This window comes from Mesomycoplasma ovipneumoniae (assembly GCF_038095975.1).
GTDB lineage: Bacteria > Bacillota_I > Bacilli_A > Mycoplasmatales > Metamycoplasmataceae > Mesomycoplasma > Mesomycoplasma ovipneumoniae_C.
In genome coordinates, this window is record NZ_CP146003.1 from 956,697 (window position 1) to 981,330 (window position 24,634).

Here is a 24,634-nt window from a genome sequence, read left to right on the forward strand (position 1 = left end):
TAAAAATTTTTTTGACCAAGCATTTTTTTAAAAATTTTTTTGCAAAGACTAAATTTAAAATTATAAAAATTAAAACTTTGCGTAAAAAAACCCGTATTTACGGGTATTTTTCCATATTTATATTCACTAAAAAGTGAATTTTTGCCTAAACTGGGAAACTCAGGAATAAAATACTGAAAATCAACTAAAACAATACAATCAAAATCCTGAATAAAAAGCAATAATCTTAATTTTTTGCCTAATTTAGGTGCATTTAGATAATATCCTTAAAAAACATTTATATTGAATCTTGTTTTTCAGACTTAATTAGATTAGCATCAAAAAATCGCTTTTTGATGCGGCGATATGTTCACTCAATAAATATAGGTTCTAGGATAACGGGTAGTAGAAAAATGGGAACAATAACAGTTCCTAATGTTGAAATTTTTAACCAAAATGTTGGTTCATCAAGAAGAAAATGATTAAAGCATAGAAAAATTGCTAAAAAAAGAAGAATTCAAATTGATAAAATATAAAAAAATAAAATTTTAAATAAGTAGTAGAAAAACTTTTTTCTGTTAAAATTTTTTTCATTTTTATTAAAAATTGAAGCAAAAATAAATGTATAAAATCAATAATAGTTCTGCATCTCAGCTACAACCCAGTCAAATTCACTAATTTCCTTGCGGTTCCTTAACTTAATATTACGATATTTAAAAGAACGTCTAGTATGCTTAGGGGAATTAATTGCTTCTGTAAAAAGGCTAATTATTGGGTAGTTATGTTTATATTTTCAACAAATTTTTCTTGATTTCTTCCTCTTTTTTTTACAATTTTCAGTGTCAACAAGAACGGAATTTACAAAAGGCTCTAAATTAAAATTTTCTAAAAATTCAAAGGTTGTGGTTTTATTTTCCAAATTGTATTTTCAGTATAAAAATTTCTTAAAAAAGTAAATAACAAATTTTGCTCAAAAAGCATTTAAAAAAAATCCAAAAAACGCAATGAAAGAATATATCACCACATTCATAATATTCGGAAATCAAATATTATAGTCATAAAAATAATTATCTTTATTTTCAAGGCTAAAAATAAAATTTTCACCAAAAGTAAAAAAATGAACTCTGTAAACAAAAATTAACACAAATAATGAAATGGTCAAAATGATTGAAAATAAATGAAGAATTAAATAGAAAAGTCGTGAAATTAGTCTGGTTTTATAGTATAAAATCCCCTCAAAACTGTTGTATTCTACAAGTAAATCGAATAATTTATAATAGCTGTTAGTGCCAAAAAATGGGATAAATAAAATTCAATTGTTGAATTTTAAATTGAAAAATTTTTCTAAACTTTCTTTCTTAAACATTATCTAATTAAATTGGTTAGCCTCTATTTTTATACAAATTTCAAGTTGCATTTTGAATTATATAAATTATACTAAGTTTCCTTTAAATTTGCTTGAACTATATAAAATTATTAAATTAATTTTAACATATTTAACTAATATAAAAAGTATAAATCGCAATTTAAAATAAATTAATAAAAAAAATAGACGCATCTTTTTTGATGCGTCTAAATTAATGTGTTTGTTTCTTTATTTTTTAAGGTGATTTTTTAATCTATTAAAATTTCAGATTTTAAATTTTACCTCATTTTTGTAAGGTTTTTTTGGTTTTAGCTGAAACTTTAATACGAACTTTTTGCCCTGAGGCAGTTTTTAGAACTATTTGCTGTAAATTTAGATTAAATTTACGTTTAGTTGCATTTAGGGCGTGAGAACGGTTATTTCCGCTCATTGATCCACGTTGTGAAATTGGGTCTTTTCTTGCCATTTTTTTCCTCCTATGATAAGAAAGGGATTATTTTTGACCTTTTTCTAAAGCAATTTTAATGATATTATCAAATTCAGTTTTGCGACTAATTGCCATTTCAGCAAGCATTTTACGATTAATTTCAATGTTTGCAAGTTTGATTTTATGCATTAATTGCGAATATGAAATTCCTTGGTCACGAGCTGCAGCATTTATTCTACTAATTCATAATTTTCGAAATTCACGTTTACGCTGTTTTCGATCACGAAAAGCATAGGTTCAAGATTTAATTACTGCCTGTTTTGCAACTTTAAATCCGATTGATTTATGCCCTCAATAACCTTTTGCTAATTTTAATCAACGACGGCGACGCTGGCGCGTTACACTTCCACCTTTGACTCTCATAATAAAATTTCTCCTTTTATATAATGTAGTTTCAAAAAATTTAGTGAATTCTTTGAATTAATTAAATTAGTTTTTTTATTCTTTTGTAATCTGAAGGATCGATTAAAGTAGCTTTTCTTGATTGGCGCTTTTGTTTTGTAGATTTATTTTGCGCTAAATGTGAGCGATATGCATGTCCGTGTTTAATTTTTCCGGTTGCAGTAACCTTAATTCTTTTTTTCAAAGCTGACTTTGTTTTTAATTTGATTTTAGGCATTTTTTTCCTTATTTTGAATTTCTTCGTATTCTAAAAGTTCTTTTAGCTGTTTTGAAGAAGTGAATTTAGGTAGTTTTTTGCGATCACGTTCAAGATGCATAACTAAAAAATTACCGTTTTGCGAAATTTCCTTGCTTTTTTTTGCAATGTATTTCAATTGGTCAAAAAATATCTCAAGTGTTATTTTACCTTGATCAATTCGGGTAATTTCACGACCACGAAAACGAAGAGCAATTTTCACACGGTCGCCATCAAGAATAAACTCTCTAGCTTTTTTTGATTTTACAAGAATATCTTGCTTGTTAATATTAAAACTAACCCGTATTTCACGGTTATTAGTAAAGGATTGCTTTTCTTTTTCTTCCTTTTTTTTCTTTTTTATGTCGTATCGAAACTTACCATAATCAAGAATTTTTGCTATTGGAACTTTTTGAACTTTTTCATCTTTAGTTTTTACTTCTTTAATTGAAATTAAAACTAAATCAAGTCCTTTGGATTTTGCAAGTTCAAGTGCTTCTTTAGTCGGAGTTTTTCCAATTTTTTCATTGTCAGATCCAACTAAAAAAACGTTAGGAAACATAATATTTTCGTTAATTTGGTGATCTTGTTGTGGCTTTCTTTGAAAAAGATTTTTAGGATTCAAAATTTAAATTTATCTCCATTTTCAATGGTTTTTACTATGTTTATACAAAAATCTTAAAAAGTATTAAATTATAATTTAAACAAAAAAATAATAATCTTTGTTTGCTAGGTAAACCCAAGATCTTGCGATCTTCAGGTGAGAGCAAATCTACTTTCTGCAAATAAAAATTTGCATTATAATTATACTTAATTTTTAAATTTTCAAAAGCAAATTTTTAAAAATTTAAAAATTAATAAACAAATTGCACCATTTTTTCGTTTTCAACAACTAAAAAGGTGTCTCCCTTTTCGGCTCCAAAAGGTTTTAAAACATTACGCGCTAAATTAAAGTCACTTTTTATCGCGTTAAATTCGGAAATAGAATTAATTGAAACAAAAACTGAAGATGTTATTCCAAATCCTGAAATTAATTTTTCATTATTTACAACACCGATAACGGCGGTATTTGGACGAAATTTAGCTATTGCTTTTAAAAGTTCACCGGTTCTTGATAGAACAACAGTATATTTTATTTCATTTTCATAAGCAAGGTGAGCTAATTTGTGAGCAATTTTTGCTCGAGGACCTTTTGAGTTTTTGGTAATTACAGCTAACTGTTTTGTATAAAAAAGCTTATTATAGAACTCTTTTTCGGCTCTTTTATTAATAACGGCCATAACTTGAACTGATTCAACAGGGAATTGACCTTGGGCTGATTCGCCAGATAACATTGTCGCATCAGCGCCTAACTCAGTTGCTCAATAAACATCAGAAACTTCAGCACGAGTTGGTTGAGAAGATTTTTCCATTGAATCAAGCATTTGTGTTGCCACGACAACAGTTTTTCCAGCAAAACGACATTTTCTAATTATTCTTTTTTGTTGATATGGAACTTCTTCATAAGGAACTTCGAGTCCTAAATCACCACGGGCTACCATAATTCCATCAGATAACTCGATAATTTCATCGATATTTTCAAGACCTAGTGTTGATTCGATTTTTGAAATTATTTGAATGTGAGAACCACCGTTTTCATCTAAAAGTTTACGTAATTCCTTAACATTTTCAGCTGAATTTACAAAGGATGCAGCAACATAATTAATATTTTCTGAAATCCCAAAAAGCACGTCGTTAATGTCTTTTTGAGATAAAAAAGGTAATGAAAAAGGAACGCCAGGCATATTTAGGCGCTTGTTTGGTTTTAAAATGTGGGAATTTTTTGTCTTTACAACAACTTTTCCATCTTCAATTTCAACAACTTCTGATTGTAATTTTCCATCATCAAAAAGAACTCTATCCCCAACTTTTAAGTCTTTGTCAATTTCGTGTGAAACAGTTATTACTTGGTCAGTTCCTTCAAAATTTTCATAAGAATCTTTATCAGTTAGGACAGTTAAATGTTGATTTGCAAGAATTTTTTGCGAACCATTAAGAATTTTACCTACACGGATTTCAGGTCCTTTTGTGTCAAGCATAATTGAAATTGGAATTTGAAGTTCTTGCGAAGCTTTGCGAGCATTTTCGAATTTTTGGCGCTGCTCTTCGTATGTTCCGTGAGAAAAATTAGCCCGAATTACACTAACTCCAGCTAAAACTAGTTGTTTTAAAACTTCATAATCTTGGGTTGATGGGCCGATTGTCGCAATTATTTTCGTTCTTTTTGAAATATAATTTTTCATTGCATTCATGATTTTTGTTTGTGTCCTTGTTTTTAGTTTTAAAATTGTTGAAAATATATAAAAAATTATTTATAATTATAATATCAAACTAAAAAATATTAGCAAATTTTTAATGTTTTTTTCAAAAAATCAGGCCCTGAACCTTCAAAATGAAGATTTTTATCAATTTTTGACTTGTTAATAAAAATTTCAAGCTCTTTTTCAGTTTGAAAATGAGGCGAAATTAAGTTTATAGTCTCCAAATTTTCTCAATTGAATGATAAGAAAATTTGGCTAACTTCAAAATTATCAATGATAATTTTGAAGTTATTTTCAAATTTGTCAAAATTTTTAAAAAAATCAAATTTGACTTTATAGAAATTCAACAATTTACTTTCATTTTTAAAAGAAAACTCACCAAAAATATCAATTTTTTTTGGTGAGTTTCCAACAAAAGAGTAAATATCAACATTAATTTTGTTTGAATTAAATTTAATGGTTTGGATTTCATTGTCGGCAAATGAATCAGATTTAATTTGGCTAACTCATTCAGGAATTACGAGGTTTTCAATTTGATTACTTGCAAAAACTGAGGTATTTAATACAGTTACTTTTTCAGGAATTTTAATATTTTTTATTAAATTAGATTCAAAAGCTGAGTCTAAAATAATTTCAACATTTGGGCCAAAAACTACTTCTTCAATTTTGTTTAACATGAAAGCAGACTCGCCAATTTTTAAAAGTGAATTTGGCAAAATTAGTTTTTTAAGTTCTAAATTCATTCCTGAAAAAGCAAAATCATCAATTTCTTGAAAATTAAAGGATGATAAATCCAGAATTTTGCCTTGCAAAAATTCTGGATTTTTAATTATTTTTATCGCTTCATCGCGGGATAATCTGAAAACTTGCACTTTTTTCCTAAATTTTTCCTTTTTTAGATGTTTTTTAGGCTTTTGACTAACTTTGGGTGAAAGGAGATACAAATATGAAAAAACAACCAAACCAAAATTTCGTTAAATTAAGCGAAAAAGATAAACATGAAACTGGGGGTGCTGGTGCTTTTGCTGTTATTTCAAATGTAGCAACTGCAGTTGGAAAAATTGCGCCTGCTTTATTGGGAATTGCCGCTGTTTATCGAACTTTTACAACAGGATCTGGTGAAATTAAAGGTCAAGATCATACTGTAAAATGAGATGACTCAAAACTCGCTAAAGCAGAAGCAGAAAAAGCACAAAAACAGCCAATTTATTTTATTTATTAACTTAATTACTGTTAAATTTTAAATATAACAAAAAGATTTTTAAACTATTATTTATAAATTAATTGTTCATTTTCTTCTTGGCCAAATTCTAAAATAAAAGCCTCGATTAAATCAGTTGCAGCCTTAATGTCAGAAATACTAATTAGACCATATGTTGAATGTAAATAGCGCTGCGGAATCGAGATGCTAACTGTAGGAGTTCCATAACCTGAATATTGGAGTTCTTCTGCATCAGTTCCTCCACCTTGAGAAACATATCGGTAAATTGGTATGTTTCTTTCTTTGGCAATTCGGAAAATAATGTCAACAAGTCTTGGATCCATCAATGCGCCACCATCGGCAATGTCAATAGCAACTCCGGCTCCTAATTTTTGCACGCCAGGGATTGCATCCTCGGTATCATGTGCAGCACCTGTGTCAATTGCAAAAGCAACATCAGCTTTAATCATTTTTGCAACCATTTTTGCACCACGTGAACCGACTTCTTCTTGAACAGTTCCGACTAAAATTGGGTTAGATTTTAAATTTTTATTATGCAAACGGTGAGCAAGTTCGTCAATTACAACAACTCCAGCACGGTTATCTATCGCCTTTGATGCAAAATAATCTTGATTATGCATCAAAAAACTAGGATTACTAAAGTAAATTCTGTTTCCTATTTCAACGGAAAGATCTTGGGCTTCTTTTTTTGATCTAAACCCAAAATCAAAGTAAAGATCTTTTACCATCAAGGCTTTTTCAATTTTCTGGCGCTCCATAATGTGAATTGAAGTATGACCAGCAACACCGTAAAATTCTTGGCCTAAAGAGTTTATTAACTTAAATTTAGCACCAATTACAGCATTTCCTCAAATACCACCAACAGATTTTACTTTTATATAACCTTTTTCGGTAATGTCTAAAACAATGAAACCAACTTCATCCATATGTGCTGCAACAACTATTTTAGGTCCAGAATTTTGCTTTTTTTGTTGCATAATTAATGACCCAAAACCGTCACGAGAATAACTTAGATCAAGATTAGCAGTTGATCTTTTTAATTCAGTAACAATTTCATCCTCATAACGGGACATTCCATCAATATCGCAATATTTTTTTAATTTTTCTAATATTTGCATAACAAATTCCTTTAAACGTTTTTGATATAAAATTATACACTTTTTTCTATAAATTCCAATTAATTTGCTCTTTATTTTTCAGTTTTAAAAAATCATTGATTTTTTCAAAAACTCTTGAATTTTCTAGTGATCTCCAAAAACCTAAGAGCGAAGGGTGTGAATAAAAAAATACTTTTTGAGCAGAAAAGTCAACATTTTTAAGGCAAGTTTTAGCTTTTTGACCTAAAATTAAAAAGACGATGTCTTTTTTGTTAGCCACAATAAAATTTATTAAATTAAGACTAAAAGTTTGTCATCCTATTTTTTCATGTGAATTAGGGGTTGATTCTCTGACAGAAAGAACTGTATTTAGCAGTAAAACGCCTTGTTTTGCTCAATTTTGCAAATTTCCGTCTGTTTTTGAAAAGTTTGGATATGATTTTTTTATTTCAGAAAAAATATTTTTAAGCGACGGTGGTAAAATTTTGGCTCGACTGGAAAAAGCAAGTCCATCTGCTTGTCCTTTTTGATGATAAGGGTCTTGACCGACAATTACTATTTTTAAATTTTCAAGACTTGTTAGCTCGATGGCACGAAATAAATCTTGTTTTTGTGGGTATATTTGATAATTTTTGTATTCCATTTCTAGTGTTTTTTCAAGCTGTTGGAAATAAGTTTTTTTAATTTCTTGTTCTAAAAAAGTGGCAAAAGTTGGGCTAGATTTCATAGGTCAAATTATAACAAACTAAAAAAATAATTTTTTTGATTTTTTAATAAAAGTGGTATAATTTCTTTGTTTATTTTGTTAAACCATCCCATACCAAAAAGGTTAAAATCTAAATAATATCAGTATTTAGTGCCTTTAGGATGATTATTCATAGGAGCATCTTATGTTTGCAATTATTAAAACCGGTGGTAAACAGCTTTTAGTTGAAAAGGATCAAACAATTTTTATTGAAAAAATTGATAAAAATGAAGGTGAAAACGTAATTTTCACAGATGTTCTTTTTATTAATGGAAAAATTGGAACTCCTTTTGTTGAAAATGCAACTGTTGTTGGCGTTGTCGAAAAGCAAGGCCGTGGTAAAAAAATTGTCGTTTACCGTCACAATCCAAAATCAACTCACAAACGTAAATTAGGGCACAGACAACCCTTTACCCGCGTAAAAATAACAGAATTGAAGGGATAATTTAGAAATGGCAAAGACCAAAGCTGGTGGTTCTACCAAGAATGGCCGTGATTCGATAGGTCGTAGACTCGGTCAAAAAATCGCTGATGGACAATTTGCGCTAACTGGTTCAATAATTTACCGTCAAAGGGGAACTAAAATTTACCCTGGATTAAATGTTGGAATTGGTGGCGATGATACTTTATTTGCACTTGCAGATGGAATTGTAAAATTTCATAAAACTAGAAAGCGCAAATATGCAACAGTTATTGTTAGCGATTAAAATTTAAAAAAGCTGACACTTTGGGTGTTAGCTTTTTTAAATTTTCAAATGCAACAAAAAGGAGAATTCTAATGTCAAGACACTTTATAAAAGACGAGTTTGATATGATTTATAAAATTAACAGTGAATTTGGATTAAAACAAACAATAAATTATATAAATGATATTTCGCCAGATACAAATTTTATAACCAGAAAACATCTAGATCTAAGAACCAAAAAAATTATTCGATGCTATAATAATGGTATGCAAGATCAATTATTAAATAAAAAGGGTGCCAACAAAAAGCCGGGCAGTCGCAAACCTAAAAAACAAATTGAACCTGATTGAAACGAATTTACAATAGAAGAATTAATAGAAATAGCTAAGAGATATTACGAAATAACTAAAGATAAATCAGAATAAGGAAAACTTAGCGAACCAAAAAAACTAAATATTCCCAGAATTTCTTAAATAAAGATTATCTAAAATATCATCAGTAATTTTTTCTTTTGGAAGATCGGTAATTTTTTTAGATATATGCTCGCATGTTTGTGGTGAGTTGCAACACTTAACCACCAATTTTCCATTTTTGGAATCTCATGTAAATTTATTTCTATCAAACTGAGTATGTGAGTTTTTATCTAAAGCTATTAAATTATGAGCTTCTGTGATTTTTTTAACAAAGCGTTGTACTTCATGACTGGCAAGTTTATAGCTTTCCATATTTACTAGTTTTACTATTTTATCTTTAATTCTTTCAACTGGGAAAATATGTGCCCTGTCTAAATAAATTTGTTTATTCAAATCAAGAATATTAATAGAATCTATCTTAATTTTTTGAATTTTTGTTCTTTCTTTTTCTACTAAAGAATTAATTTGATCTAATGATAAGTACTTTTTAATTTCTGCTAAAATTTTCTTGCCACTTTCTTTACTGGATTTTTTGCTAGTGAGTTTTACTAATGATTGATAAACTTTATGAAGTTTTGAATTTTTAGGAGCATCTTTAAATCTATCAAAATAATTTTCACCATCTTCGAATAAATCATCATCCTTATAAATACCATAATATTCATCATATTCATAATTATTATTTTTAAAATCAGAATAATATGTGAAAAAGAGTGCAAAATAACTGATATTTTTATCAAAATTTTCCTCATCATCTAAAATAATAGGAGCATTTTTAGGTATAAATAATTCTCCACCTGGGTTGGAACCATAGATAAATTTATATAAATTTTTAATTGTGGTTAAAAAATTTGGTTTTCGTAATAGTTTATTTAAGCGTTTAATTTCACCTTTATTTAAGATTTGTAAATCATCTTGATTATAAATTTTAGATTTATCTTTTCTATCTTTTTGAACAACTTTTTGCTTAAGACTATTAAAAAACTCTTCCCTTTTTTTATAATAGCAACAACTTGTTTTATTAATATCGTGTTGTTCATGTTTTTCTCTATGACTTTGAGTTACTAATTTAGACATGACACAACTATTAATTTGAATATAAAAATGATGAATTACTAAACTTTCAATATCATAAACAAAAAATATTTCCCCTTTAAATTGTGGTTTATTTTTGTTTTCTGATTTGCTTTTAATTTTTAATTTACTCCATCTCAAAGTTGCACTCATCTATTACTCCTTTTCTAAAAGCAAAACAATTTTTTCAAATAGTGCTTTTAGAACTTCGATAGATATTGAATTACCAGCTAAAAATATTATAGATTTTGGTGGAACTAAATTTGTTTTATAAATTTTATGAGCATCACGTGCTGTAAAACCCATATATTTAAAGGACTCATAAAAATTTATTTCTCTTATATAGTTTTCTTGAATCAAAAATTTAAGTCTAGAGTTAGCCCCTGATGCTGTAAGTGTTGGCCCGAAAAAGTCAGGATAATAAATATAGTTTTCAGAATTAAATTTAGTAAAATTAATAATTTCCCTTTTCTTAATACTTGAGTTTGTTATTCTAGGGGTTGTTAGTTGATATTTAAAAATTTTGCTAGCTAGATTTTCTTCATTTGGTAGATGAGTAAAATCTAAAATCTTCTTTAAATTATTGTTATGTTTTATTGGGGTTGGTCATTCAAATTTTTTATTAGTCAACCAAGAAACCATGAAAACTCTTTGTCTATTTTGAGATGAGCCAAAATCAGTAGAGTTTAAAATTTTTCATTTACTTTGGTAGCCTAAAGTTTTTAAAAAATTAATTCAATTATTAAATTCAGCACGAAATTTTTGACTAGCTAAATTTTTTACATTTTCCATCAACAAAACTTTAGGTAAATTATCTAAATTATTTTCTAAAATTCTTTTAATTTGCCAAAGTAGCCCGCTTCTTGTTGAAGGGTTAAGACCTTTTTGTAATCCTTGTGTCGATAAGTCTTGGCAAGGGAAAGAATAAGTAAAAATATCTATATTTTTAGGTATTTGATTAACTTGATTAATATCTGAATATCAAGGATAATAATTATTTTTATTATCCTTAGATAGAGAAGAGAGAGAGAGAGAGACGGATTATTGAGCATTTTTAAAAAATAAGGATAAATTTTACGCAATTTATCTTCCTTCATTTTTTGAAAATAATTTTTAGACACTAAATTTTTGCTATCTATTGAAAGCCTTAATGAAGAAAGTTGATCAATAATTACTTCTATTGGCGTTTTTGTATCTGCTGGTAAGACTTCATAATTAATAATTTGATAAGAAATAATAGCGTGAATATATCACTCAATAATTCCTAATGATTCAACTTCAAAATTTAGAGTTTTTCCTACCAATTTGAGCGCACGTAATTGTGATCCTAGACCAGCAAAAGCTTCAAAAATAGTTATTTTTTTCATAAATAACCTTTCTTCAAAAATTACTTTATATTATAACGCGTAATAAAAACTTAAAGTAAATTCAAAGACTATAGAAATCGTAAATTTTACAAAAAGTGTGTAAATTTATAGCAAATTTTTAAAAAAACCAGACCAAAATAAACCAAGACAAAAAAGTTAACAGTAAGGTGTTGGCTTTTTTTCCGAGTTTATTTTTTAATTTTGTTTATTTTTTAGAGCAAAAATCTAAAAAAAATTAGTTAGATCAGCCTAAATTTTTAACTCCTGAGTTTGACAGTTTGATGGCAAAAATTCACTTTTAGTGAATGTGAATTTGCAAAAAATACCCGTAAATGCTTGTTTTTTTTAGGCTAAAACCTTAATTTTTATAGTTTAGAAATTAACCTTTTGAAAAAAATGTTTGGCCTAAAATAAAATTATGTTATAATAAGACTCACTAAGAATAAATTAATAAATTTTGATATTGAATTAAGGGGAAATTAGTTATGTTTTTGTCATAAAAAAATTAGAAAATGCGAATTATCCATTATGTTTTTAAATATGATGGAATGCCTTAAATTTACCCGTTTAGAAATCTTTGAATTTATGGCTTTTGGTTATTGTTCTTTCAAAACTTCATATATTTTTTTAGGCTCACTGTAAATAAAAATGAGTTTTCTATTTGCATTGAGTTTAAATAGTAGTTGTATTTTTTCTTTCGTGATGGTCAGATTTAAAATTTAGTGTTTTTGCTTTGTAGTTATTATTCCTGAATTTGCCAAAAAAGTTAAAAAAGTGCCCAAAAAATCGGACACTTTTTTAAGATTGGCTCATCAAACTGGGGAGATCAGGAAAATGCAAAAAAATTACTTAGATCAGCCTAAATTTTTCACTAACTCTTTTTTGTAATCTTCAACACCAGGTTGATTAAATGGATTAACTCCGAGCAAATAAGCCGACATTGCGCATGCTTTTTCAAAAAACATTACTAAATGACCGAATGTTTTTGGCGAGCTATCTTCAACTTGAATTACAAAATTAGGGTTGTTTCCTTGCTCTGAATGCGCTAGTGTTGTTGCTAAAAATGCTTGATAATTAATTTCATTTACAGTTTTTCCTGAAAGTGTGTTAATTTTTGTTTCAAAAGTTGGCAACTTTTTAATTTCAATGTCAAATTTTGGTTTCTTTATATAAATAACAGTTTGAAAAAAATTTTTAGTTCCTGATTGAATAAATTGGCCAAGTGAATGCAAATCTGTAGTAAAAATTGCAGAAGCTGGAAAAATTCCTTTTAAATCTTTTCCTTCAGATTCACCAAAAAGTTGTTTTCACCACTCATTAAAATACATTAAAAATGGTTCATATGAAACTAAAATTTCAGTTTTATAGTCGTGATTTTTGTAAAGTAAAAAACGAGAAAGTGCGTATTTATAGGCTAAATTTTCTTCAACAAGCTCTTTTGAATAACTCTTGTGTGCTTGTTTTGCTCCTTCAATTACCTCAAAAACATCAATTCCAGCAAATATCATTGGAAAAAATCCAACAGATGAAAGAACGCTAAAACGGCCACCAATTGAGTCAATAACTTCAAATGTTTCAAAATTATTTGCTTTCGCTATTTCTAAAAGTTCGCCAGATTTAAAACCTGTTGTAACAAAAGTCCTATTTTTTGCTTCTTTTTCACCAACTTGATCAACTAAAAATTGGTATAAAATTTGAAATGTAACTGCTGGCTCAATTGTTGATCCAGATTTGGAAATAACATTAATTGCGAATTTTTTTGTCTTTAAATATTCAAGTTTCTGGGCTAAATCTGTTGATGACAGCGAATTTCCTAAAAAAATAACCTCAGGTTTATTATCAAAAGGGCCAAGACCACCTGTAAAATCAATAGCAGCTTTTGCTCCCAAATATGAACCACCAATTCCAATTACAACTAAAATATTAATAGAGTCTTCATGTAATTTTTGGATTTTTTGCTGCATTTTTTTGATTTCATCAAAATTAACAGCAGAACTAGGAAAATCATTTCACCCTAAAAAATTAATATCAGGACTAGATTTTGAATTAATTTTCTCGTGAATTTTAGCAACTTTTTGTTGAAATTCACTATAATTCAGGTTTATTTTTGACTTTATTTCTAAACTTAGACTCATAATTTATTTGCTCCTCGCATAATTTTTGTAGATTTTTAAATCCTGATTGAGTTTCTAAAAGATGTTCGGCTTCATTGTAGTAAATTACTCTACGGGTATCTAAAAGTGATGCTTTTTTGTTAAAATGAGAAATTGTCTCAATTTTTAAAATAAGTTGTTGGCCTATTTGGTAATAATTATCAATTTTTCGACCATTTGTTAGTTGTTTTGCATCTAAAAAAACAACACCATCATAGCCATCAGGCATTGAAACCCAAAAATATTTTTTATGTAGAGATTTGATTTTACATAGTACTTTGTCACCGATATCCATAATTTTACTCGCTTTTTGTTGTTTTTGTTTAATCAAATAAATTTACTTGTGTTATTTTAGAAATTTTACCAAAAACTGCCAGTTATATTATTTTTTTTAGTGTTATATTGTTTGTTTTTGTCCTGGTCTGAAAATCTTCAATTGACAAAAAAGGCCGTAAATTACGGGGTTGAATGATTTTTAGGGTGTTAATATCACCAATTCCATCAACTGAAATAAATTGTGGAATTAAGAATTATTTTTTTTCTGGGTTTGCCAGTTTGATGTCAAAAAATTAAGACAAAGGGTTGAATTTAACACATGAAATCAGCGATCATATTTAAAAATCGCTGTGGTGTTTCTAGTGATCAAAATATTTGAAATAGGCATGATTTCTACTTTGATATCTTAATAAATCACTAATAAAATTTGTAATTAACTTTTGACAAAAAAATTAAAAAAGCACAGAAAGGCCGATACTTTTTTAAAATTATCTCATCAAACTCGTAAACTGGGGAAGACTCAAAACAAAATAAATTAGTAGAAAAAATTGATAAAAGTGGTACAATCAAAATCATAGATAAAAACTAGTTATCTGAATTTTTTCTACTAATTTTAATAATTTTTACCCTTCAAAAAGTCAAAATGTCAGCGATGTTTTTGGGAAATAAAGAACCACAGGAATAATGACATAACCTAGAAAAAGAAATAAGAGTGGTAGTAATCAAACAGCAACATCTTCTCGAAAAAGTTCTTTATATAGATTCACATTTAATTGGTCTCAATAATGATATCCAGCAACTAATCAAAGTGGATATCATGTAAATATAAAATGCAATGCTGTAAAAATAAAATAAAATATTAAAAAATATTTTCATTTTTTTGGATTGATTTTTGATTCTGAATTATTAGAATTATCAGAATTATCAGAATTAAATAAAAACACTTCCAAAATTATATGAGCATAATATCTTGGTAGATAAGTATCTGTATATCATCCAGAATTATTTATTGACTTAATAATATTTTCAACAATTTGGTCATATTTATGTCAATCATTCATGTCAAAAAAACGTGAATAAAGTTTTCTTTGACACGCAAATTTATAATATCTATCATAATCAAAGTTAGTTAAAAAACCGAATTTATTTTCTGGATTTAGTCGACCTAATTTTTGTTTCACTTTTTTTATTAAATAAAAACGGAATATTTTTTGTAAAAAACTACAAACATATGAATAAGGGAAATAAAAAATTAAGTAAGTAATTATTTCAAACAAATGCAAAATAAAAAAATTGTTAAAAATTTTTGAATAAAAATGTCTTAAAAAATCTCCATTATGACTCAAACTTAACATTGAAACAATTGCAAAATAAGGAAATGGATAGCTTATTAAAAAAAACAAAATAAGCAAAAAATAGTGCTTTTTTTGCTTATAAGGATTAAACAGAAAAACTAAAAAGAAAAAAAGTCTAAAATACAAAACATTAGACAAAAACGGGATTATTGAAAATTTTTTTGGTATTTTAAGGTTTAGAAATTTTTCAACTCTTGATCAAAAGTTCATTTTTTTAATTAATTAACCTAAGGAAGCCATTGATTGGAAAAAATCTATTGCAGATAACACAATAACAATTTGGGGATTAACCCATTTTACCGAATTTAGAATAACCATCACTGCTTTTTGTCCTAATCTTAATTTTTTCCACATTTCTAAAATTTTGAGTGGTGTTGATACGATACTATAACGAGATAATGCTTTAGATGCTTCTTTAGTATAATAAATAGCGTCTGTTTCTTTAATAGCATCTCAATTTTTGTCATACACAAGAGAATTATAAGCATCTTTGTATAGAACTGAAAGGTATGTTGAGACACCGCCAGCAATAGTGCTAGCAAATGCTGATCCCAACATTCAAATAACTCCATAAGCCACTGCAAGACCGTAATTTATAGCAGCAAATGCGGCATTGAAAACGTGTTGCTCCCAAAGTTTATCCGCAAATTCTTTCATTTTTAAATTGGGAGTGCTCCTAGAAGAAAAGGATTGAGGGTTAACAAGTAAATCTTGATTTTGAATTTTGTTATTTTTTGAATTTTTTGAAGCAAATATTTTTTCAATATTATCGACGGTAACACCTTTTTTTAGTAATTTTTCTTTAGCTATTTTTTCCAAGTTTAAATTCGGGTTTTGTGAAACTTCATCGATAAAATCTTGAAAATCTTTTTCAAATTTTGAAAAATCCTTAATCCGCGCTTCAGTATTTTCGTTAGTAGAAGAAAAGGACTCGGCATTTTTTTGTTTTAAAGCTGAAATTACTTTCAGAGATTCGGATTTTAATGTTTTAGAGAAAGTTGTCTCAGATATATTTTTATCATTTTTGACAGTTTTTTGATTAATACTTAATATTTAATACTTAATATTAAAAAAGGTAAAGTGACAACTGTCGCAAAAGTTGTTATTCCAAAAATGATTTTAAATTTGGATAATTTAAGCATTTAAAGCCTCCTTAAATTTATCATTAGATATAAAATGTGGTTAATTATATTATACTATATTATATTAAAAAGCAATGATCAACTCGATGTTGCTAGGGTTAGATTTAAAATTTAGTGTTTTTGCTTTTATAGTTATTTCCCTGGGTTTGCCAATTTGATGGCAAAAATTAAGACAAAGGGTTGAATTTAACACATCAAATTAGCAAATGATATTTAAAAATCGCGGTGGAGTTTCTAGTGATCAAAATATTTGAAATAGGCATGATTTCTACTTTGATATCTTAATAAGTCACTAATAAAATTTGTAATTAACTTTTGACAAAAAAGTTAAAAAAGCACGGAAAACCTGAGACTTTTTTAAAATTATCTCATCAAACTGGGAAACTCGGGAAGACTAAAACAAAATAAATTAGTAGAAAAATTAACAAAAGTAGTACAATCAAAATCATAGATAAAAATTATTTGTCTGAATTTTTTTCTACTAATTTTAATAATTCTTATCCTTCGAAAAGTCAAAGTGTCAGCGCTGTTTTTGGGAAATAAAGAACCGCAGGAATAATGACATAACCTAGAAAAAGAAAAAATAATGGCAGTAATCAAACAGCAACATCTTCTTGAAAAAGTTCTTTATATAGATTCACATTTAATTGGTCTCAATAATAATATCCAGCAACTAATCAAAGTGGATATCATGTAAATATAAAATGCAATGCTGTAAAAATAAAATAAAATATTAAAAAATATTTTCATTTTTTTGGATTGATTTTTGATTCTGAATTATTAGAATTATCAGAATTAAATAAAAACACTTCCAAAATTATATGAGAATAATATCTTGGTAAATAACCTTGTGAATGTCATGAAACGTTATTTATTCACTTGATAATATTTTCGACAATTTGATCATATTGGTGTCAATTATTAATGTCAAAATAACGTGAATAAAGTTTTCTTTGACACGCAAATTTATAATATCTATCATAATCAAAGTTAGTTAAAAAACCGAATTTATTTTCTGGATTTAGTCGACCTAATTTTTGTTTCACTTTTTTTATTAAATAAAAACGGAATGTTTTTTGTAAAAAACTACAAACATATGAATAAGGGAAATAAAAAATTAAGTAAGTAATTATTTCAAACAAATGCAAAATAAAAAAATTGTTAAAAATGTTTAAATAAAAATGTCTTAAAAAATCTCCATTATGACTCAAACTTAACATTGAAACAATTGCGAGATAAGGAAATGGATAGGTTGTTAAAAAAAACAAAATAAGCAAAAAATAATGCTTTTTTCGCTTATAAGGATTAAACAGAAAAACTAAATAGACAAAAAGGCTAAAATACAAAATATTAGACAAAAACGGGATTATTGAAAATTTTTTTGGTATTTTAAGATTTAGAAATTTTTCAACTCTTGATCAAAAGTTCATTTTTTTAATTAACCTAAGGAAATAATTGATGGAAAATCCTATTAAATAACACAATAAAATTTGGAATTGTGTAAAGATTTGACTTTGCATAAAACTTTGCCACCGATATTCATAATTTTACTCGCTTTTTGTTGTTTTTACTTAATCAAATAAATTTACTTGTGTTGTTTTAGAAATTTTATCAAAAACTCCCAATTGTATTAATTTTTTTAGCGCAGTATTATTTGTATCTGTCCTGGTCTGGAAATCTTCAATTGACGAAAAAGGCCGTAAATTACGAGCTTGAATGATTTTTCGAGCGTTAATATCACCAATTCCATCAACTGAAATAAATGGTGGAATTAATGAATTATTTTCTTTATTAACAATTCAATTTTGGGCATCTGACATTAAAAGATTAACATTTTCAATTTCAAATCCTCGTAGTTTTAGTTCAAGACTGATTTCTAAAAAGGGAATTAAATCCTTTTCTTTTGGGGTTAAACCTTGGCCTGATCCGTTTTGATTTGTTTGCCTCTGTTGTAATGTCAGAATTTTAGCCTCAATTTTGTCTGCCGGTTGAATTAAAGTATCAATATCTTTAACATCAGGTCTGATTGAAAAATATGATGAATAAAATGCAAGTGGGTGATATAGTTTAAAATATGCGATTTTTCAAGCTTTCATTGCATAAGCAACAGCATGAGCTTTTGGAAACATATAGCCAATTTTTTGCAATGAGTCAATATACCAAGTTGGAACTTTTTTTTCGGTTAAAATATCAATTTCGCCTTGTGTAAGTCCTTTTCCTTTTCGAACTTTTTCCATAATATTAAAAGCGTCATGATGATCTAGTTTCATTCTTAAAAGATAAATCATAATATCATCACGACAGGAAATTACCTCATTAATTGCGTGGTTTTTTTTCGAAATTAGCACTTCAGCATTATTTTGCCAGACTCCGCCTCCGTGGGCAAGACCACAAACTGCGACAATATCAGCAAAAGATTTTACTTTTGCAACTTGAAGCATTCTTCTAACAAACGGAGTCCCAAATTCTGGAATTCCAATTGTTCCTGTCTGTTCACCAAGCATTTGACCTGGTTGTATTCCTAATTCTTTTGCAGTCGTAAAAAGTGATAAGATTTTATCGTCACTTTTTGGAATTTGATCCGATTTTACTCCAGTAATTTCCTCTAAATGAAGCAAAATTGTTGGATCATCATGTCCTAAAATATCTAGCTTCAAAAGGTTATCATGAAGCGCATTATAATCAAAATGCGTTGTTTTTCAGTCAGATTTTTCATTATTTGCCGGAAAATTAATAGGAGTAAAATCTTCTATTTCACGGTTTTGAGGGATAACTATAATTCCACCAGCATGTTTTCCTGATGTTCGTTTTACACCTTGGGCTTTTGTGGCCAGAAAATCAAGAAATGTATTTGTAAAATATGAAACTTCACGGTTTAGATCAAATTTTGAATCATACATTGCCTTAAATTCGCCAAGTTTTCTCCCTAGACCAAAAACAGTTTTTTCGGCATTTGTCAAAATAGTTCCAGCACGAAATGTTTTATCTTTTCCAAAAAGGTCACGAACAAAATCGTGCATTTTAAGTTGCGTCTCACCTGAAAAATTTAGATCAATGTCAGGAACTTTTTCGGCATTAAATCCTAAAAAAGTCTCAAAAGGGATGTTATGACCGTCTTTATCCATAAGTTCACCACAATTTTGACATTCTTTGTCAAGCAAATCATAACCTGATAAAAATTCTTGTGAGTCAAAAAATTCCACTTTAGAGCATTTTTGACACAAATAATGCGGTAAAAGTGGGTTTACATCTGTAATTCCGGTCAAATATGCAACAATAGAAGAACCTACCGACCCACGAGAATCAACAATTGCTCCTTGAGATTTGGCTTCATCGACTATTCGCTTTGAAATTCAATAAACAACGTGAAAACCGTGCTGAATGATTGGAATAAGTTCTTTTTCTATTCTAGTTTTGATTATTTCTGGCAATGGATTTCCGTATTTTTTATATGCATTTTTGTAAACAGTTTCTTTTAAATTAACTTCGGAATTATCAAATTCTGGCGGGTGAAGGCCGGGTTTAATAATTTCAATGCTATCTGAAATTGAATTAACAATTAAATTGGAGTTTTTTACCACAAATTCATCAACTAATTCAGGATTTTGTAAAAATTCAAACTGTTTTTTTAAATCATCAGTTGTAAAAAAATGCTTATCGGGAAAAATGTGACTGTTTTTAGGGTCTTTTCGTTCCTTTTCTTGGTGATCGAACAAATGATGGTTGACTCCGCCGACACCTTTTGCATAAATATAAAGTTCATGAAAAATTTTTTCACGAGACTGGCAATAACGAACATCACCAATTGCAACAGCTGGAATTTTTAATTTTTTTGCCAAATTCAACAGATTTTTTATCAAATCTTCGATCTGATTTTGTGTAAAAATTTCACGTTTTACTAAATGAACAAACGCAGTTGGAGGCGGAACTTCGATAAAATCGAATATTTTTTCAAATTTTTGAACACTATCAGGCCCAAAATAAAGTAAATTCTGGATTAAAAGCGAATCGATTCCTCCTGAACCTACCAATAAATCAGGGTCTTTTTCAATTTTGTCATAAAAAATTAGCGGACGGGAAATTAAATTTTCTGTATTTGCTAGCGACACTAATTTATAAAGTTTTTTTAGGCCGATTTGATTTTTGGCTAATATTGTCAACTGTTTTGGAAAAACTTTTTCTGGACGAATATCAAAAATTGAGTCTTTTACTGATGAAAGTTGCTCTAAATCTTGAATATTTTGATTTTGTAATGTATTAAGAAAATTTCTTCAGACATTGGATAAAATTTGCGCATCATAATCTGCCCGGTGAGCTACCTCATCATCATAATAAATTTCAAATCTTTTTGCCACATTTTTAAGACTATGACTTTTTTCTGAAGGATTCAAAAAACGACTTACTTCGAGCGTATCAATAATTGGATTTTCCACTGATTTTTGTGCATGTTTTTTAAAAAATTGATTTAAAAAATTAAAGTCAAAATTTGCATTATGGGCCACTAGAACCGAATTTTTAATAATTTTTTCTATTTTCTCAACAGCAACGACCGGCAAAATCGCAAATTCATCAATCATTTCCTGGGTAATTCCAGTAATTTTTGTAATTAAATGTGGTATTTTTTGTGATGGTTTAATAAAAAACTGATGTTTTTCAATTTCAATTCCATCTTGAAAAACAAGCGCACCAAACTCAATAATTTCATTATAATATGAAGAAAGTCCCGTTGTTTCTAAGTCAAAAATGACAAATCTAGCTGAATTTAGTGACTGATTTTTACCGTTAAAATTTAAAACTTTTTCAATTTTTGATGGATATGTTGAAAAAGTTGAGCCGTAAATAGGCTTAATATTTGTCGATTTAATAGCAGCATAAAACTCAGGGAAAGCTTGGACCGAATCTAAATCAGCTATTCCAATTGCCGAATATCCATTTTTTAATGCATGACGAACATATGCACTTGCACTTGCGATTCCGTCCATAGTTGATTTTCAAGTTCTAGCGGCAATTTCGACTCTTTTTTCACTAGCGCTATCAATATTTTGCTCAGGAAAAAAGTCAGATGTTTCTATTTTAGTAATGTCACGCAAAGTTAGATCAATATTTGACTTATATCGCGAAGTTGTGTCCTTGATTTCAGCGAGAATTTTTACTAAATCGCCAACTTTTAGGTCAACATTTTGATTTGCTCGCAAAAATTTATCAACAACAACTGCTTCTGTGTATTCATAGTCATTTACATAAATTTTTAAAATTTGACCACCGTTTTTTGATTTTATTGTTGAAATTTTATAAATTTCGCCGTGGAATTCGACATTAGAATTCTTATGTGAGCGAATGAATTTTAAATTAATAAGCTCAAAATTACTATGTTTTTTAGAGGTTTTTTTCTTGCGAACAGAAGTTTGAGGTGGTGAAGTGTCCAAAACACTTTCTATAGGTATATTTAATTCTTTTTGAGGTGGTAATTGCCTGTTTTCAAGTATAAAAACTAGATCTAAATGAATTAAGCCAATTTTTTTTATTATTTTCAGCAATTTATTTTCGTACTCTTTAAAAGAATTAAAGCTTTCTGGATCTGAAAAGAAAATTTTAAATTTAGCTGGACCGGCTATTACGATTTCTTTATCTGTAAAAAAATTCTTAGATTTTGAAATCTTTTCCATTAAACCATTTAGATACTCTAATAATTCATGTTCATGAAAATAATTCTGTTCAATTTCATAATCAAAATTAATTTTACAACTTGAAATTGAGGATTTTTTATTAATTGTCGAAATTAACTTAATAAATGAATATAAGTCAAAAAATTTTGGTAGGGTAGTTTTTTTAAATATTGCCGAAAATTCATTTGAGCTATTATCTTGGTTTGAATTTTCTTTTTGAATTATTCGAACATCATCTCAATCTGGCGGTATTTGCCAATTAACTCACTCACAAAATTTTTTGAACCTTACATTCATAGCCATCCTCATTCTTTTTTAAAAAAAAGAAAAAATTAAATTATTAGAATAATTGTAAAAAATGATAAAAAAACAAAGCTAATAGAGTCAAGACGGTCAAAAATTCCACCATGGCCCTTAATAATTTGTGAAAAATCCTTTATATTCAAATATCTTTTTATAACAGAAAAAAATATGTCACCAAAAATAGCTATAATTGGTAGAAAAATTATTGCCAAAATTTTAAACAGTAGTCAATTATTCAAACTAATTCCGAAATTTAGATGTAAAAAAATTAATAAAGTAAAAATTAAGGAAAAAATGAAGGAAAAAATGAATCCTTCCATTGATTTTTTGGGAGAAAAATCAAATTTTCAAGCAAATATTTTTCTTCCAAAAATTGAACCAAAAATATAGCCAAAAATGTCGGAAATTACGGCAATTAAAGCCAAAGAAATAACTAAAAACACATTAAATGTGTTTAATATTCACAAAAATTTAAAAAATAATGTAACTATAAAAATAATTATAAATTTAAGTAAAATATCAGAGAAAAAACGAGAATTAGTTTTTTGTTTAGAATCCATAAATCTAATAACTATTAAAAAAGGTAAGGTAAAAAAAATATGATAATCTAAAACTTGTTCTCTTGCAAAAAATTCTACTGAACTTCAACTAAACTCGACGTCTTTAGAAAAATAGATTTGATTTAAATTAAAATTTGAAGGTAATAAAAATAGTAAAAAACCTAATGATGCAGATATTGCAGCAAAAATTTTTTTGGATTGAAAGTGAAAAAAAATTTCGTATAAACTATAAAATAAAACAAATGCTAAAACACCAAAGGAAATTATTCGTCCCCAAAAATGTCAATAATAACCTACAAATAAAATTGGAGCAATTATTGCGATAATAAAAACTGAGGATAAAAAGCGATATAAAAATTCCTTAGATGCAAAATTTGGGAAAAATGCCCGCATTTTTTAAAGAGTTTGAATTTCTTTTACTTTTTTTTCGTAAATTTCATCAATTTTTTCTATTTGTGAATTGATTATTTTTTGAACCTGGTTGAGATAGTCTTTTTCTTGATCCTCGGAAAGCTCTTCTTTTTTTATTAATTTATTAACATCTTGACGAATTAGACGTATTTTAACTTTAGCTTCTTCGTGAATTTTTTTTAATAAATGAACGCTTTCCTGGCGTTTTTGCTGTGTTGGCTCAGGAAAAATTATACGGACTTGGTTAGCTTCTTTTTGAACTTGAGCATCAATTTTTGATGCAACTATTGCGGTTGCAATTTCTTTTACAAGTGACATTTCATACGGTCTTACTAAAAGTTGTAAGGGTACAGGGGTTGAAATTGATGCAATTTCATTAATTGGGGTTAGCGTCCCGTAAAAACTAACTTTAATATGGGAAATTAATTGGGGATTTGGTGCGCCAACACTTACTTTTTGGAAACTTTTCTCCAAATAGGAATAAACATCTTGCGCTTTTTGTTCTAGAATTTCTTTATAAAAATTGAATTCAATTTCAGATTTCATTTTAATAAACCTCCGTATGTTTGATTTGACCTTTTATTAATTTTACAATACTGTTTTCTTCTTTAATGTCGAAAATTAATAATCTAATCTTGTTATCGCGCGCCATCGAAAAGGCTGTTGAATCCATTACTTTTAGATTTTTTTCAATAACTTGATCATAAGTAATTTTATCATATCTAATCGCATTTGGATTAATTTTAGGGTCAGAATCAAAAACCCCGTTTACATTATTTTTTCCAACTAGAATTAAATTTGCATCCATTTCAGAGGCAAAAAGGGTAGCGGCGCTGTCTGTTGTAAAAAATGGACGACCAGTTCCACCGACAAGAATTAAAACATGACCGTCTGAGAGATATTTAATAGCTTTTTCTCGAACAAAATACTCACAAATTCGAGGATCCAAACTCATTGAAGACAAAACACGAGTTTTGATTTGCAAATCACGAAAAACTGAATCAAGGGCCAGTCCATTCATTACAGTCCCAAGCATGCCAATATAATCGGCAGTATTTCGATTTATTCCGTTTTTTGCAGCGGAAGTTCCACGCCAAAAATTTCCACCGCCAATCACAATTAAAATTTTATAACCTAATTTTTGAATTTCTTTAAGTTGATGGCCAATTCGACCGACAAGTTCATAATCAATTGCGAGTGATTTTTGTTTGTTAGCTAGACTTTCACCCGAAAGTTTAATTAGAATAGTTGACTTCATGTTATCTCAAAAAATTTTATTTAATTATACTTTATTTTAATCGATTATTTACAAAAAAGGAAAAATTTAGGAAAAAAGTGTTGATTTTACTTTTTTTAGGCAAAAAGAAGCCTGATTATTTAATTATGTGTGAAGAA

General features: G+C 28.0%; 25 protein-coding genes. 5 read left to right on the top strand and 20 right to left on the bottom strand.

What is annotated here, in order from left to right; translation table 4 throughout:
* Positions 1–392 precede the first annotated feature (392 nt).
* The gene (locus tag V3255_RS03480) at positions 393–515 is read left to right on the top strand and encodes a hypothetical protein (RefSeq protein ID WP_333503522.1); all 123 of its coding nucleotides are present in this window, start codon (positions 393–395) and stop codon (positions 513–515) included.
* Between the two features lie 1,101 nt (positions 516–1,616).
* Here the strand turns inward: V3255_RS03480 and rpmB are convergent.
* From rpmB to V3255_RS03510, 6 genes are all read right to left on the bottom strand, one after another.
* Positions 1,617–1,811 carry a 50S ribosomal protein L28 gene (gene rpmB, locus V3255_RS03485; RefSeq protein ID WP_337902995.1) on the bottom strand — a complete coding sequence of 65 codons (195 nt, stop codon included), beginning with the start codon at positions 1,809–1,811 and terminating at the stop codon, positions 1,617–1,619.
* Positions 1,812–1,838: 27 nt separating this feature from the next.
* On the bottom strand, positions 1,839–2,195 hold the full coding sequence (gene rplT, locus V3255_RS03490) for a 50S ribosomal protein L20 (RefSeq protein WP_044284349.1): 357 nt from the start codon (positions 2,193–2,195) through the stop codon (positions 1,839–1,841).
* A gap of 61 nt (positions 2,196–2,256) precedes the next feature.
* The gene (gene rpmI / locus V3255_RS03495; protein WP_044284348.1) at positions 2,257–2,451 is read right to left on the bottom strand and encodes a 50S ribosomal protein L35; all 195 of its coding nucleotides are present in this window, start codon (positions 2,449–2,451) and stop codon (positions 2,257–2,259) included.
* Complete coding sequence (infC, locus tag V3255_RS03500) at positions 2,444–3,094, bottom strand: translation initiation factor IF-3 (protein WP_010321260.1); 651 nt, start codon at positions 3,092–3,094, stop codon at positions 2,444–2,446. The genes rpmI and infC overlap by 8 nt, the downstream gene beginning before the upstream one ends.
* 229 nt (positions 3,095–3,323) lie before the next feature.
* Positions 3,324–4,760, bottom strand: coding sequence for a pyruvate kinase (pyk, locus tag V3255_RS03505; protein ID WP_080684857.1), 1,437 nt, complete (start codon positions 4,758–4,760; stop codon positions 3,324–3,326).
* A gap of 89 nt (positions 4,761–4,849) precedes the next feature.
* On the bottom strand, positions 4,850–5,641 hold the full coding sequence (locus V3255_RS03510) for a leucine-rich repeat domain-containing protein (RefSeq protein WP_333503523.1): 792 nt from the start codon (positions 5,639–5,641) through the stop codon (positions 4,850–4,852).
* 74 nt (positions 5,642–5,715) lie between these two features.
* On the opposite strand from V3255_RS03510, the gene V3255_RS03515 reads away from it, so the two are divergent.
* The gene (locus V3255_RS03515; RefSeq protein ID WP_333503524.1) at positions 5,716–5,991 is read left to right on the top strand and encodes a hypothetical protein; all 276 of its coding nucleotides are present in this window, start codon (positions 5,716–5,718) and stop codon (positions 5,989–5,991) included.
* 47 nt (positions 5,992–6,038) lie between these two features.
* Here the strand turns inward: V3255_RS03515 and V3255_RS03520 are convergent, their stop codons facing one another.
* Together V3255_RS03520 and V3255_RS03525 are read right to left on the bottom strand one after the other, a co-directional pair.
* Positions 6,039–7,109: a M42 family metallopeptidase gene (locus tag V3255_RS03520; protein ID WP_333503525.1), complete on the bottom strand. Its 1,071-nt coding sequence runs from the start codon at positions 7,107–7,109 to the stop codon at positions 6,039–6,041.
* Between the two features lie 46 nt (positions 7,110–7,155).
* Complete coding sequence (locus tag V3255_RS03525) at positions 7,156–7,815, bottom strand: uracil-DNA glycosylase (RefSeq protein WP_341516242.1); 660 nt, start codon at positions 7,813–7,815, stop codon at positions 7,156–7,158.
* Between the two features lie 163 nt (positions 7,816–7,978).
* Between V3255_RS03525 and rplU the strand changes: the two genes are divergently transcribed.
* From rplU to V3255_RS03540, 3 genes are all read left to right on the top strand, one after another.
* The gene (gene rplU / locus V3255_RS03530; protein ID WP_044284344.1) at positions 7,979–8,278 is read left to right on the top strand and encodes a 50S ribosomal protein L21; all 300 of its coding nucleotides are present in this window, start codon (positions 7,979–7,981) and stop codon (positions 8,276–8,278) included.
* A gap of 7 nt (positions 8,279–8,285) precedes the next feature.
* A complete protein-coding gene (gene rpmA, locus V3255_RS03535; RefSeq protein ID WP_010321253.1) occupies positions 8,286–8,540 on the top strand; it encodes a 50S ribosomal protein L27 in 255 nt (84 codons plus the stop codon).
* 71 nt (positions 8,541–8,611) lie between these two features.
* Positions 8,612–8,944: a transposase gene (locus V3255_RS03540; protein ID WP_333503527.1), complete on the top strand. Its 333-nt coding sequence runs from the start codon at positions 8,612–8,614 to the stop codon at positions 8,942–8,944.
* 24 nt (positions 8,945–8,968) lie between these two features.
* On the opposite strand, the gene V3255_RS03545 is transcribed toward V3255_RS03540, so the two are convergent.
* From V3255_RS03545 to pyrH, 12 genes are all read right to left on the bottom strand, one after another.
* Positions 8,969–10,159 carry an MAG4270 family putative restriction endonuclease gene (locus V3255_RS03545; RefSeq protein WP_425355557.1) on the bottom strand — a complete coding sequence of 397 codons (1,191 nt, stop codon included), beginning with the start codon at positions 10,157–10,159 and terminating at the stop codon, positions 8,969–8,971.
* 3 nt (positions 10,160–10,162) lie between these two features.
* Positions 10,163–10,978 carry a DNA (cytosine-5-)-methyltransferase gene (gene dcm, locus V3255_RS03550; RefSeq protein WP_337903061.1) on the bottom strand — a complete coding sequence of 272 codons (816 nt, stop codon included), beginning with the start codon at positions 10,976–10,978 and terminating at the stop codon, positions 10,163–10,165.
* Entirely contained in the window at positions 10,945–11,373 is a 429-nt protein-coding gene (dcm_N, locus tag V3255_RS03555; RefSeq protein ID WP_337898673.1) for a DNA (cytosine-5-)-methyltransferase N-terminal subunit, read from the bottom strand. Before dcm_N ends, dcm begins: the two co-directional genes overlap by 34 nt.
* Positions 11,374–12,218: 845 nt before the next feature.
* On the bottom strand, positions 12,219–13,508 hold the full coding sequence (locus V3255_RS03560) for a glucose-6-phosphate isomerase (protein WP_333503530.1): 1,290 nt from the start codon (positions 13,506–13,508) through the stop codon (positions 12,219–12,221).
* The gene (locus V3255_RS03565; RefSeq protein ID WP_069099184.1) at positions 13,462–13,821 is read right to left on the bottom strand and encodes a hypothetical protein; all 360 of its coding nucleotides are present in this window, start codon (positions 13,819–13,821) and stop codon (positions 13,462–13,464) included. Before V3255_RS03565 ends, V3255_RS03560 begins: the two co-directional genes overlap by 47 nt.
* A 604-nt stretch (positions 13,822–14,425) precedes the next feature.
* Entirely contained in the window at positions 14,426–14,983 is a 558-nt protein-coding gene (locus V3255_RS03570) for a hypothetical protein (RefSeq protein WP_341516244.1), read from the bottom strand.
* 396 nt (positions 14,984–15,379) lie between these two features.
* Positions 15,380–15,976, bottom strand: a complete 597-nt coding sequence (locus tag V3255_RS03575) for a hypothetical protein (protein ID WP_333503532.1) — start codon at positions 15,974–15,976, stop codon at positions 15,380–15,382.
* A gap of 820 nt (positions 15,977–16,796) precedes the next feature.
* The gene (locus V3255_RS03580; protein ID WP_333503533.1) at positions 16,797–17,345 is read right to left on the bottom strand and encodes a hypothetical protein; all 549 of its coding nucleotides are present in this window, start codon (positions 17,343–17,345) and stop codon (positions 16,797–16,799) included.
* 525 nt (positions 17,346–17,870) lie between these two features.
* On the bottom strand, positions 17,871–22,262 hold the full coding sequence (locus V3255_RS03585) for a PolC-type DNA polymerase III (RefSeq protein ID WP_333503534.1): 4,392 nt from the start codon (positions 22,260–22,262) through the stop codon (positions 17,871–17,873).
* Between the two features lie 35 nt (positions 22,263–22,297).
* Positions 22,298–23,221, bottom strand: a complete 924-nt coding sequence (locus V3255_RS03590) for a phosphatidate cytidylyltransferase (protein ID WP_333503535.1) — start codon at positions 23,219–23,221, stop codon at positions 22,298–22,300.
* A 3-nt stretch (positions 23,222–23,224) separates the two neighbouring features.
* On the bottom strand, positions 23,225–23,785 hold the full coding sequence (locus tag V3255_RS03595; RefSeq protein WP_333503536.1) for a ribosome-recycling factor: 561 nt from the start codon (positions 23,783–23,785) through the stop codon (positions 23,225–23,227).
* A 1-nt stretch (position 23,786) separates the two neighbouring features.
* Entirely contained in the window at positions 23,787–24,497 is a 711-nt protein-coding gene (gene pyrH, locus V3255_RS03600; RefSeq protein WP_252262915.1) for a UMP kinase, read from the bottom strand.
* Positions 24,498–24,634 lie beyond the last annotated feature (137 nt).